Source organism: Nocardioidaceae bacterium SCSIO 66511 (assembly GCA_023100825.1).
In the GTDB taxonomy this organism is placed as follows: domain Bacteria; phylum Actinomycetota; class Actinomycetes; order Propionibacteriales; family Nocardioidaceae; genus Solicola.
The window spans coordinates 3,026,198-3,038,736 of sequence record CP095846.1; the positions used below are offsets into that span (position 1 = coordinate 3,026,198).

Genomic DNA, 12,539 nt, shown 5'->3' on the forward strand with positions numbered 1-12,539 from the left:
ACGCCTGTGCGGCGGTGGGGCTCGAACCCACGACCCAGGGATTACGAGAGCTTTGCGGGCTCATCCCAATCGGGGGTGTAGGAGTTGGGGTCTGAAGCCGCCGGTCTCGAGCAGGCTTCGGGCGATGTAGTTGGTCAGGTTGCGGAACCCGAGTGCGGAGCCGCGCAGGTGCTCGAGCCGTCCGTTGAGCGCCTCGGTCGGCCCGTTGCTGGTGCCGGGTCGTTCGAAGTAGGCGAGCACGTCAGCGGCTCGCTTCTTCAGGGTCCGGCCCAGGGTGGCGAACTCGGTGAACACCTTGGGGACGCCGGCGCTGAGGTCGGTGATCAGCTTCTCCATGAGCTCACGGCCACGTTGCCGGTCCTCGTGGCGATAGGCGGCGATCATGCGCTGGTAGACACCCCCAGGTCGCCTCGACCTCGACGTGAGCGTCATCAACGAACAGCGCGCGTAGCCTGTCGCTCTGCTTGTCGGTGAGCAGGTCCGCGCCGGTGTGCAGCGTGCGCCGCGACTTGTAGAGCGGGTCGTCCCTGAACCCACGGTGCCCGTGGATCGCGAGTTGGACCCGGCGCCGGCACCTGTCGAGGGCGTCACCGGCCAGGCGCACGACGTGGAAGGGATCCATCACCGTGACCGCGTCCGGGATCTCCTCTGCAGCGGCGGTCTTGAACCCGGTGAAGCCGTCCATCGCGACCACCTCGACCGCGTCACGGAAGGCGTCGTCGCGGTCGGCGAGCCAGGTCTTGAACGCCGCCTTCGACCGGCCCTCGACCATGTCCAGCAGCCTTGCTTGGCCGGCGCCATCGCGGACCGGGGTGAGGTCGATGATCACGGTGACGTACTTGTCGCCACGCCTGGTGTGGCGCCAGACGTGCTCATCGACGCCAATGACCTTCACGCCCTCAAACCGCGTGGGGTCGTTGATCAGCAGCCGCTTGCCTTCAGCCAGGACCGCGTTGTTGGCGGTGTCCCACGCGACCCCGAGTCCCTCGGCGACACGGGCGACGGTGAGGTGTGCGACCACGGCCCCTTCCAGCGCCCACCGCAGCCCGGTGCGCGAGAGCTTCGCGCGTGGCTCCGCCGCGGCGCTGGTGTCTTGGCGCCACACGTGTCCGCAGTCGGCACAGCGGTAGCGGCGCACTACAACTTCCAGCACGGTCGGTCGCCAGCCCAGCGGCTCGTGGGCCAACCGCCGGATCACGGTGTCACGAGCAGCGCCTTTGCTGCCGCACCGTCGGCACCACTGATCTGGTTCCACCACGCGGCACGCGAGGACCGCACGATCCGGTTCAAGTCGTTGTCCGGTCACGCTCAGACCGAGGCCGTCGAGTCGAGCGAAGGCGGTCAGGTCAGGGCAGCCGAAGCCGGCCGGCGGGGTAGCGTCGGACACGTCGAGGTCTTTCGGATGGATGGCGTAGGAACCTCCGTCGTCGGGAGACCTCGACGTCTATCTGCGGACCGACGCGCCCGGCCGACCTACACCGTCATCTGAGAAGACCCCTGAAACGTCTTCGACGACGACGGGACCGGCGAGGAGGAGGGCGCGGTGAGCTAAAGGAATGGAGCTTGCTCGGCTTCGACGCCGCCGCAAGCTCCGGTGAAACGGTCGGTACTGGTCGGTCGTCGTCGGTCACCACCGGATGGCGGCGTCCCCCACGCTCGGCGTTTGCGCAGGTCAGCGGCTCGTTCGCCCAGTGGGCGCATCAAGCGATAGACGCAAAGCCGACGTGATTAGGTCGTCGGTTCGATTCCGACAGGCGGCTCCGGCGAACAGCCCTGACCTGCGGAAACGCAGGGCAGGGGCGGTTCGGTTCTGGTGGTCGCGCGATGCGCTGGCCTCACGGCTCTGCCCGACACCGACGTCGCTCTCCTCTGCGACGGACCCCTCGCTGGCTGAGCGCTCGCGGCCGCCATCCTGTCCGTGTGCCGATAGGCCTCGCACCGCTCGGCAACGCAGCGTGGCGTTGCGTCGCGACCTGGCGACGGCTCGGCGGGGCGCGATCGTCTCGTGCGTTGGCGGACTACGGGAGCTTGGACGCGAGGACGTCGGCCGCCAGGATCTCGGGTGCTGCGCCGAGGAGGTGCTGGTTGGCCATCAGGGCTGCGACGATGGCGCCGTTGGCGTGGGCGTCGCGAGCGGCCTCGTCGGGGAATGCATCGAAGATCCAGAAGGTGTCGGCGTGGGTCCTGACCGCGAACCAGACAATCGTTCCTACTTCTTCGTTGGCGAGCGCGACAGCGCCGGCGAGCAGGTCGGCGAGCGCGTCGTGCTGTCCATCGGCCGCGACGACCTTGGCGACGAAGGCATACGGAAGTGATGCGGGTGTGGACATGAGGGGTTCTCCTAGGTGTCGAGGTTTCTTGGTGAAGCGAGTTCAGCGTATGACGAGCAAGGGCATGTGAGAAGTGGCGTATACGGCAGTATTGCTATTGTTCGCGCCATGCGTATCGGACTGATCGCGATCGACGGCTGCTTCGGTTCGGCTGTCGCGTCGGTCATCGACATCGTGCGGGTGGCCGACGGAGCCCGCGGCGATGTCGACCCGCGGATCGACCCGATCGAACTCGCCATCCTCGGACCGAAACGGAGAGTGACCACGACGGCATCGATGACCCTGTCGGTGGACCACCCGCTGTCGGAGTCCGGAGAGTTCGACGTGGTCGTCGTCCCTGCGCTTGGAACCCTCACGGCCGCCGCTACCAACGACGCCCTCCAGAGCCGAGATGCTCGTTCGGTCATCGCCTCGCTCGGGCGCCTCGATGACGCGACCACCCGGATCGCCGCGGCGTGCACCGGCGTGTTCGCCGTCGCGGAGACCGGACGGATGCATCATCGGCGGGCGACGACCAGCTGGTTCCTGGGGCCGGAGTTCCTGAAGCGCTATCCGACCGTCGCCCTCGATCTCGACACCATGGTCGTGGTCGACGGGAACCTCGTCACCGCCGGCGCCGCGTTCGCCCACATCGACCTCGCGCTCTCACTCGTGCGATCGATCAGCCCCGACCTGGCCCAACATGTCGCCAAGCTCCTCATCATCGACGAGCGTCCGTCGCAGGCGGCCTTCGTCGCCTATGAACATCTCCGGCACGAGGACCCGATCGTCGTCGAGTTCGAACGCTTCGTGCGCGCCCGCCTGGACGAACCGTTCAACGTCGCCTTCGTCGCGCAGTCGCTCGGCACCAGCCGGCGCACCCTCGAACGACGAGTCCGTGCGGCGCTCAACCTCACTCCGCTCGGCTTCGTCCAACGGCTTCGCATCGAACGAGCTCGGCACCTCTCAGCAACCACGGACCTCACCTCCGCCGAGATCGCGCTACGGGTCGGCTACGCGAACGCCGAGACTCTGCGCTCCCTCCTGCGTAGGGAGCGACGCCGTTCCTGACCTATCGCCATGCCTGTAGCCGGTGTCCTAGTGCTCGACTGGAACCACCTCTCAGCACGTCGCGTCGACGCTCCTGCGTCGCCCCTGGACGACCCATTCGACACGCCCGCAGCACAGGCCATGTGACGTGTCCCGGCTTCCCGGACGGTCGGGGTTGGGTGGCTGTGATGTCGCTGCGTTCTCGTCGAGGGGGTCAGCAGACTCGATCAGGGTCGATTGGGATGAGACGCGAAGGCGGTCAGGTCAGGGCGGCCGAAGCCGGCCGGCGGGGTAGCGTCGGTCACGTCGAGGTCTTTCGGATGGATGGCGTAGGAACCTCCATCGTCGGGAGACCTCGACGTCTACCTGCGGACCGACGCGCCCGGCCGACCTACACCCTCATCTGGGAAGAGCCACCTTGCGCACAGGGGTTTCCCCCGTCATTACAGGCAGGTGCACTCGCCGGTGCATGAGGAGCTGACAGCCTTGCGGATGAGCACGCCCCGGTGACACTCACGAGCCCGGACCGTACCTCGGCTTGAGCCAACCACAGCAGGCCCGCAATCCATGTGCGTGTCAGCGACACGGCGGCCGAGACGGTGAACAGAACCGACTCGGCGCCGAAGTCAGCGAGGTCCGGTGATTGATTAGGAAGTATTCCCGATGGCGCGCCCACTCGTCGCCTTGACAACGCCGTCCTCGGTCAACGCGGCATAATACGAAATTCCCTTGTTTTCCGGCATCCGAGATGAGAATTTGCAATACTGCCATTTGTTCTCTTTGGCCCCCGCTGATGCCTTGCAACCGTAATGGAGCAACGGGGATGTCCCAACATTTGCAACCATTCTTACGGCCAGCCCGTCGGCCTTGTAATCCCTGATCCAGAACATGTCCCCATAGGACTGGAAACAGTACGCGGCGATTCTGTTACCCTGCCTATCCCTCATCCACCGCTGAAAGCAGCTCGACGGCGGCGACTCTGTAGTGACGGTCGCATAGTCGACAATTGCGTCACTGTCGGCACCCACCGATGTGGGGGTCGTGCCGATTCCGCCACTCGCGGATGCGGGGGTCGCGCCGACTCCCAACAGAATCGGCGCTACACCGACGCTGAGAGCTGCCAGAGTCCTCTTGATCATACGTTCCTCCTCGCGAATGCTGGTGTCGCTCTAGACACTTCACTTTGTGTGCCCGTGGTGTCGGTTACGGGCTTGCCCATGAGCGTGGTAGCGAACCCTTTCACCTCACTTTCAGCTCACTTTCACGCCACCAACCACCTCACGCGTATGATCAGGTCGTCACCCGTGTAGAGCCGCTTTTCATCACGAGATCGCGAGAACCTCTGGCTGTCGACCGCGCCCCAGAATCCATTTCGTTAGGAAGCACGTGCCCGCACCGATACCCATTACGCCGCTCGATAACCGCGCCTGAGGTCAGATGCCCCGAGGTCAACCGGCTCCGAGGACTTCGCTTCCGATCGACCCGGGTGAGTAGCCGAGTCCGGACCTTCTCTGCCTCGCGGTCGGCACCGGGCGCCGCCCGGGACAGTCTCCGACAGGTAGAGATCTCGTTTGCTGACCGGGTCTCGCCCTGCGTAGACCGGCACTCGAAGGGTGCTTGTCGATAGACCCTCGCTGGCGGTGAGTGCGGTTCTGGGCCTTGGTCATAACACGCGCCATAGCGCGCACTCATGTCACGAGCTATGTCACGTATGACGGATCCAGGCCGATCTGGCGCGTTCTCTTCTCGCTCCGACCTGCACAAGTGCGGTGTGGGGCGGGTGGGGCTCGAACCCACGACCCAGGGATTATGAGTCCCTTGCTCTAACCAGCTGAGCTACCGCCCCGAGCGCGGTCATCGTACCGGGCGGTCGCGGGATCGATAGGCTCGCCGTAGGAGGTACGTCATGACAGAACCATCCCCGCTCGAGCCCGTACGCGAAGACTGGACGCGTGCGCTCGCGGTAGTCGCTCATCCCGATGACATGGAGTTCGGCGGTGCAGCAGCCGTGGCGCGCTGGACCGCACAGGGCAAGTCGGTCGTCTATTGCATGGTGACGAGCGGTGAGGCCGGGATCGACGGCGTCGCGCCCGATGAGTGCAAGGAGATTCGTACCGCCGAGCAGATCGAGTCCGCACGGATCGTCGGCGTCGACCAGGTCGACTTTCTCGGACTGCCTGACGGCATCCTCGAGTACGGCGTCGCACTGCGGCGAGCGATCGCAGGGGTCGTACGCCTGCACCGCCCGGAGATCGTCATCACCAACAACTTCCGCGACACCTGGGGTGGCGAGTTCCTCAACCAGGCCGACCACATCGCGGTCGGCCGAGCGACACTCGATGCCGTACGCGACGCGGGCAACCGCTGGATCTTCAACGAGCAGCTCAGCGACGGCCTCGAACCATGGAACGGCGTCAAGCAGGTCTGGGCAGCGGGATCGCCCGACTCGACGTACGCCGTCGACATCTCGGACACTTTCGACGCTGGTGTCGAGTCGTTGAAGGCACACAAGGCCTACATCGACGGCCTCGGCTGGGAGAACTTCGATCCTGCGGAGTTCCTCGAAGGCATTTCTCGACAGACGGGAACACGCCTCGGCGTCGCTCACGCAACCGGGTTCGAGGTCTTCTCGATCAGCGGCGGCTGAGCGCCGTCGCACGCACTACTCCGCAACGCTGTTGGCGTCACGTACGCGCACCTGCAGCACGCCGTCGATGCCTTCGATCTCGGCGGCGAGCTCCGCAAGGGCGCCGACTCCGGCAATCTCGAACCGCACATGGCGTACCGACTCGTCCATACGCCATTGGCCCCGAGCCGGTTGCACCGTGACGCGGTCGAGTGCGAACCCGCCCGCGGTGGCGATCTCGAGGGCGCGGCTGAGCACACCGCGCCCGGAAACGTACACGAGGTCGACCGAGCTGAGAGCCGTTCCCGATCGAGGCAGTCGCCGCGAGACCGCCGTCAACCCGTACACCACAAGGCCGTAGCCGATCGTCGCGACCGCCGCGATCACCCACATCCCAGCCCCTGCTGCCATTCCGACCCCGGCCGTGACCCAGATCGACGCCGCCGTGGTCAGTCCGCGGACGGCATCTCGGCGTACGAAGATGATTCCCCCGCCGATGAAGCCGATGCCGGAGACGACCTGCGCCGCAATCCGCGACGCGTCGAGGTTCGTACCCGCATCGCCGACGACATCGGCGAACCCGTACTTCGAGATGACCATGAACAAGGCCGCTCCGATACCGACCAACGCATGCGTACGCAGACCCGCCGCCTTCGCACGAACCTCGCGTTCAAGGCCGATGACTGTCGAAAGCACGAACGCGACCGCCAGGTCGGCGACCTGGATCCATGAACCCGGATCGATTTCCGCGCGCATACTCACCCGTTCGATTCTCGCAGGCGACTTCGACGCACGCAGTTTTCCGCGAGCGGGATCTCACATCCGTTGTGGGCCGCTCGTCTACGTACCGAGCGGGCCGATGGAGCCCGCCCGACTCGATTTGGAGCCTGCACTGTGGATCTCGAACTGCACGATCAAGTCGCCGTCGTCACCGGCGGTAGCGCCGGAATCGGCCTCGCGACGGTACGAACGCTGCTCGACGAAGGCGCGCGTGTCGTCGCGGTATCGCGTACGCCGGGCGCGCTCGTGACGTTGGGGAGGAAGGAGCTGACGCATGTTGCCGCCGATCTCACTGATCCGGCAGCACCTGAGCGCGCGATCACAGTCGCCGCGGACACGTACGGCGGCGTCGACGTACTCGTCAACAATGCCGGCGGACCGCCGCCGGGGGCGACACTCCCCCGCTTCTCGTTCGAGCAGACCTCCGACGACGACTGGCATGCGATGTTCGAGTTCAACCTGCTGTCCGCGGTCCGTTCGACGCGCGCGGCGATCCCGCTGATGCTCGAACGTGGCGGCGGGTCGATCGTGAACATCTCGACTGCCAACACGAGGCGACCCGGCCCGATGAACTTCGACTACGCGGCCGTCAAGGCTGCGTTGCGCAACCTGACGGCATCGCTGTCCGAGACGTACGCGCCGCAAGGAATCCGAGTCAACACCGTCTCGCCCGGCCCCGTACGTACGCCGTGGTGGACCGAGGACGGCGGTGCGGCCGACGTACTCGCAGCGGCCACCGGGTCGAGCCGTGACGAGGTCCTCGATTCTGTTGCGCCGACCATGATGGGCCTGGCAACCGGACGCCTTGTCGAACCACAGGAGGTCGCGGATGCGGTCGCGCTGCTCGCCTCACCGCGATCGGCAAGCACGACCGGCAGCGACTTCGTCGTGGACGGTGGATTCCTGAAGGTCGCCTGACACAGGCGGAGAGCGTGGTGCGGAATACCAGCGCCACGCTCCCCGCTGGTCAAGTTGTGACCGACCACCCGATGCCACGTGCCGACCTGCACGCCCTGCTTCGTACGCGCTTCAGCCCGCTGCGTTTCGACGACCACCACATCCTCGAACCAGACGACATCGAGCTGCTCCTCGAAGCGGCGAGATGGGCACCGTCGGCAGGCAACTCGCAACCCTGGGCGTTCGTCACGGCACTGCGCGGCGATGCCGACCATGCACGTTTCGTACAACACCTGGCGCGGAGCTCACGCCGATGGGCGCCGGCAGCATCGGCCCTGATCGTCAACGTCTCGCATCGGTTCGTCGAAGACAGCCCGATCGAGTACTCCGAGTTCGCCGACTACGACCTCGGCCAGGCCGTCGCGCATCTCACCGTGCAGGCGCAGGCGATGGGACTTTCTTGCCGTCAGTTTCGTGCCTTCGATCTCGATGCGCTGTCCGCGGAACTGGGACTGTCACCCGGCTGGTTCATAGTGTCGATGACGGCGATCGGCGTGGCCGTGGAGACCGCCGACGGCGCCCGCGAGCGCAGGTCGGTACATCGGCTCCGCACCGAGCCTCTGGCGTAGTCGCTCTCCGGGGGATGACCGGGACTACCCAGGTACGCAGATCGCCAGGATGGGTAGTTCTGCCGACGCGCGATCCGCACCGGTCGCGACAACCTGGTCACTCCGAGCCACGGAGGAATCATGGACGCGAACCCGACCGGAATCGACACGAATCCGAGAGTTCGTACGCTTTCGTACCACCACACGCGCGCTGGGTGGTACGAAAGCGTACGAACTCCGCCGGTCCGCAGAGCGATGATGAGCTCCCCCGACTGGACTCGAATCAGTAGCTGCCGCTGCCAATTCGAGTTGTCCGAGCAATGGACGGCCGTTGCCGTCAGTCGCGCTACGTGCCTGTTGTCGCGTCCCACCGGATGCCGGCGAGCGTGCGCTCGACGAGGCAGAACATGCGCTCCTGGCTATGCTCGAGTGCCGCCAGGCCGGTCGGTTCATGACCCGCATCGAACCAGTCGATGACTACGTCTCCGCCGCACGAGCGGAGAGCATCAGCGTAGCGCTGCGCCTGCGCCGCGGGCGTTCTGGTGTCGCGCGAGCCCTGGTTGAGCCAGACGGATCCCGTGACGTTCTCGACGAGGTTGATCGCCGAATAGCGGGCGAGGAGATCGGTGACCTCATCGGGCATACCTCCAAGAAAGCCCGTCCACGCCGAGCGGAGCGCTGGGTTCATGTCCTCGAACGCGGTTTTCCAGTCTGCCATCGCGACCTGGGCAAGTCCCCCGGCGAACATCTCAGGGAGACGACCAAGCGCGAGGAGGGTCAGGTGACCTCCGTACGACGCACCCGTGATGAACGTCGTCTCGGGCTGCGCCACTCCCCACTCCCGCAACCAACGTACGGCGGACTCTATGTCCTCGATCTCGCGGTCACCTCCGGCGGCCCAGAAGCCTTCCCGGAAGGTTCGTCCGAACGACACCGAACCTCGATAGTTGAGCGAGGCGTACGCAAATCCCCGACTGAGCCAGGCCTGCGCAGCGGGGCCGAATCCGAAGCCGTCGACCGTGACGAGATTGGGACCCCCGTGAACCTCGAGCACCGTTCCGCGCGGACTCCCGTCTGGCAATGCCCACCACAGCTGCACTCCCGTGCCGTCGACACTCTCGATCATCGAGGTGGTCAGCCGTCGCCCGCCCGGCACATCGGGCGGAGCCAGAAGAACCTGCGACCTGCGGCCCGGGCGATGACCTCGCACATGCAAGGGGACGTCCCAGCGCGACCCGACGACGCGTACCTGGCCGTCCGGCGCGAAGTACGATCCCGAATACACGGCGTACACATCAGCGACATCCGGGTGAACGTAGCTGCCGTCGCCGTCGCTGATCACCGTCCTCGACGCACCGTCCTCGGCAAGGAGCAGCAATCGCTGAACGCCACCGTCGATATGAACCGCGAGAATTCGGCGCGAGTCTGCGTGCCAGTCCAGCGGCATCACCTCACCCGCCAGATCCGGAAGGTCGAGATCTGACCGGTCACCCGTGACCGGGTTCCAGATCGCTGGTCGGGCGAAGCCGGAGCGTTCCGTCCAGACCAGGACGCGCGGGTCGCCAACACGGCCGGAGAACCGCACGGCGCGGACCGGACCAGCGGGCAGGTCGTCGAGTACGTCTACCTGGCGACCGGAGTCGACATCGATGACTGTCACTGCGGTGCGTCGTACGCCCGGATTGTGGTCGGTCGAGTCGATGCACGCGAGCGCGCCGTCTCCCGACAGGTGGCCGTACCAAGCTTCATTGGCCGAGGAGTAGATCGTTCGCACGCTCCCCCACGGCTGGGTCGGGATCACAAGCAGGTGGTAACCGTTGTCGTCGACTGCCGTCACCGCCAGCGTCGAGCCATCCGCGCTGAACTCCAATCCGCGGAGCACATATGCGGGATGTTCAGGCGTGAGCTCTACGCGGTTCGTTCCGTCGGCGCGCACCGCGTAGAGCCGGCCGACCTCCGAGCCACCGTCGTCGTCGAGGTCGACTACCCATTGGCCGTCGGGCGACAATGCGGCGCCCTGACCGACGGCGAACGGCAACGGGTCACTCATTGTGCCGGCGCCCGCGTTCCAGATCCGTCCGACCGAGGCGTCGCGGTGCTCCTCGATCACCAGGTCGAGATCCTGGCCTCCCGCGCTCGGCCGCACGGTCTGGAGAAACGGTCCGGCGTACCAGCGTCGCCAATCATCGTTGTAGTCAACATTCATGACTATAAGACTTGCACTGCCGGGATGCGGCGTCAACGGCACGCCGTCAGGTCTTGCGCGGTCGCGTCGTACGCGAACGGGCCTTACCTCCCTTACCGCTCGATGCCTCTCGGGCGACGACGGCCTCGATCCCGTCGAGCATCAGCTCGACCGCGACGCTGAAGATGCGTGGGTCGCCGATGCTCGCGAGGTGGTCGCCGACAGCCGCGATATTGGGGTAGTCGTCGGCCGACAACTGGCGGTACTCGACCTGCCATGAGGTCTCGTCCGCAATGCGAGTCGTCTCCGGAAGGTCATTCAACGAGGCCTCCATGCCACACATCGCGCGCGTCATGTTGCCGTAGGCACGAGCACAGCTTGCCGCGGTCTCGGCACTCAGCCCCGCCCGCCGGAGGGCTCCGAGAATGAAGTCGACATTGGCGAACTCTCGCGGGCGCCTCGTCGTACGAGATGCCATCTGCTGCGCGAACGCGGGATAGCGCAGGTAGTGCTCATGCACGGTGTGCGCGGCGAGCCGTAGGTCGGCACGCCAGTCGTCGGACGGTACGAGGTCACCGCCGTACGACCGCGACCGCAATGCGTCGATGAGCTCGAGTACGAGCTCGTCCTTGTCTCTGAAATGCCGATAGACCGACGTCGGGTGCGCATCGAGTTCGCGCCCGATTGCCTGGAACGTCAGCCCGTCCAAACCCTCGCGCACGGCGACCGCCTCGGCTGCCTCGAGGATGACGTCTCGACTGAGACTGTCGCGAGCTCGGCGCTTCTTACGTGCGGGCTCGGCCATCAAGCAATCTCCTCCGTCACATGCGTCGCGGTGCTGCCGACCGGCGACCGACCAGAAAGACACAGCCTAGCCGAATCGCGTAGTCAATGTCATAGTCTATCCAACTCGCACAAGGAGAACGAATGGATTCGAGCCAATCACTGGCAACGACTCACCTGCTGGAGCGGATCGAACGGCTGGTGATGGCCGAGACGCCCTCGGGGGACACCGATCGGCTGCTCGCATGTTACGAACCATTGCGGGAGTGGGGCGCCGAAAGGCTCGGGCGGGAAGCGCGCATTGTCGATCGCGACGGCGTCCCACACTTGTACTGGCCGGCGGAGCGTGCTTCGGTGCTGCTACTGACGCACGCCGACACCGTCTTCCCCGCCGGTACGACCGGCTCTCGGCCGTTCAGGACCGAGGACGGCCGCGCGTACGGTCCGGGCGTCTTCGACATGAAGTCGGGGATCGTACTCGCGCTCGAAGCACTCACCGAGATCGAGAACCGCGACCAAGTCTCGATGGTCGTCACGGGTGACGAGGAGGTCGGTTCGCCCACTTCCCGACAGTTGATCGAGGAGGCCGCGGCGAACGCGAGAGCGACCCTCGTTCCTGAGCCGAGCCTCGACGGCGGGCTCAAGACCGCACGCAAGGGCGGCGGAATCTACCAAGTCCGACTTGAAGGACGCGAGGCACATGCAGGTCTAGAGCCAGAGCGCGGGCACAACGCACTCGTCGAGCTGGCCCATGTAGTGACCCATGTCTGCGAGCTGGCCGATCCGGAACGCGGTACGACGGTCACACCCACGACCGCGCGTGCCGGAACGACGACGAACACCGTTCCGGCGCATGCACAGGTGGGGATCGACGTACGCGCTCGCAGCCTTAGCGAACTGGAGCGTGTCGACGCCGCTTTACGTGACATGACGAGTCACAACTCCAACGTGGGAATGCGGCTCGACGGCGGGATCAACCGCCCACCGCTTGAGGCGAACGCGAGTGAGGAGCTGTTCGCCCTCGCGACCAAAGTAGCGGCGGAGGCCGGGCTGCAGCCCCTGACGCGCCACTCGGTGGGCGGTGCATCCGACGGCAACTTCACCGCCGCACTCGGCGTACCCACCCTCGACGGACTCGGCGCCATCGGGCACGGCGCGCACACGCCGTACGAATGGATCGACATTGCGACTCTCCCCGACCGTGCTCGTCTGATCGCAGCCGTTCTCACTGCACTGACCACAAATCAGTGCCATTGACTATCTAATTGCCCATACCTATTGCATACGACCGATAGCCGGCC

The 12,539-nt window shown here is 65.7% G+C and carries 9 protein-coding genes, 1 tRNA gene and 1 pseudogene; 5 read left to right on the forward strand and 6 right to left on the reverse strand.

Annotation, left to right across the window (positions count from 1 at the left end):
* Window positions 1–60: 60 nt before the first annotated feature.
* Together MU582_14225 and MU582_14230 are read right to left on the reverse strand one after the other, a co-directional pair.
* Window positions 61–1,387, reverse strand: a pseudogene (locus tag MU582_14225) (ISL3 family transposase).
* Window positions 1,388–2,018: 631 nt separating this feature from the next.
* A complete protein-coding gene (locus MU582_14230) occupies window positions 2,019–2,330 on the reverse strand; it encodes an antibiotic biosynthesis monooxygenase (protein ID UPK73589.1) in 312 nt (103 codons plus the stop codon).
* Between the two features lie 108 nt (window positions 2,331–2,438).
* Between MU582_14230 and MU582_14235 the strand changes: the two genes are divergently transcribed.
* Window positions 2,439–3,380: a helix-turn-helix domain-containing protein gene (locus MU582_14235; GenBank protein UPK73590.1), complete on the forward strand. Its 942-nt coding sequence runs from the start codon at window positions 2,439–2,441 to the stop codon at window positions 3,378–3,380.
* 1,751 nt (window positions 3,381–5,131) lie between these two features.
* Here MU582_14235 and MU582_14240 read toward each other — a convergent pair.
* Window positions 5,132–5,205 (reverse strand) — tRNA-Ile (locus tag MU582_14240).
* A 60-nt stretch (window positions 5,206–5,265) separates the two neighbouring features.
* Between MU582_14240 and MU582_14245 the strand changes: the two genes are divergently transcribed.
* Window positions 5,266–6,006: a PIG-L family deacetylase gene (locus MU582_14245; protein ID UPK73591.1), complete on the forward strand. Its 741-nt coding sequence runs from the start codon at window positions 5,266–5,268 to the stop codon at window positions 6,004–6,006.
* 15 nt (window positions 6,007–6,021) lie between these two features.
* On the opposite strand, the gene MU582_14250 is transcribed toward MU582_14245, so the two are convergent.
* Entirely contained in the window at window positions 6,022–6,741 is a 720-nt protein-coding gene (locus MU582_14250; protein ID UPK73592.1) for an MgtC/SapB family protein, read from the reverse strand.
* A gap of 138 nt (window positions 6,742–6,879) precedes the next feature.
* Between MU582_14250 and MU582_14255 the strand changes: the two genes are divergently transcribed.
* On the forward strand, window positions 6,880–7,683 hold the full coding sequence (locus MU582_14255) for an SDR family oxidoreductase (protein UPK73593.1): 804 nt from the start codon (window positions 6,880–6,882) through the stop codon (window positions 7,681–7,683).
* Window positions 7,684–7,700: 17 nt separating this feature from the next.
* A complete protein-coding gene (locus tag MU582_14260) occupies window positions 7,701–8,291 on the forward strand; it encodes a nitroreductase family protein (GenBank protein ID UPK73594.1) in 591 nt (196 codons plus the stop codon).
* Between the two features lie 325 nt (window positions 8,292–8,616).
* Here the strand turns inward: MU582_14260 and MU582_14265 are convergent, their stop codons facing one another.
* Together MU582_14265 and MU582_14270 are read right to left on the reverse strand one after the other, a co-directional pair.
* Entirely contained in the window at window positions 8,617–10,512 is a 1,896-nt protein-coding gene (locus MU582_14265; GenBank protein UPK73595.1) for a prolyl oligopeptidase family serine peptidase, read from the reverse strand.
* Window positions 10,513–10,522: 10 nt separating this feature from the next.
* On the reverse strand, window positions 10,523–11,260 hold the full coding sequence (locus MU582_14270; protein ID UPK73596.1) for a TetR/AcrR family transcriptional regulator: 738 nt from the start codon (window positions 11,258–11,260) through the stop codon (window positions 10,523–10,525).
* Between the two features lie 122 nt (window positions 11,261–11,382).
* Between MU582_14270 and MU582_14275 the strand changes: the two genes are divergently transcribed.
* Complete coding sequence (locus MU582_14275; protein UPK73597.1) at window positions 11,383–12,495, forward strand: M20 family metallopeptidase; 1,113 nt, start codon at window positions 11,383–11,385, stop codon at window positions 12,493–12,495.
* Window positions 12,496–12,539 lie beyond the last annotated feature (44 nt).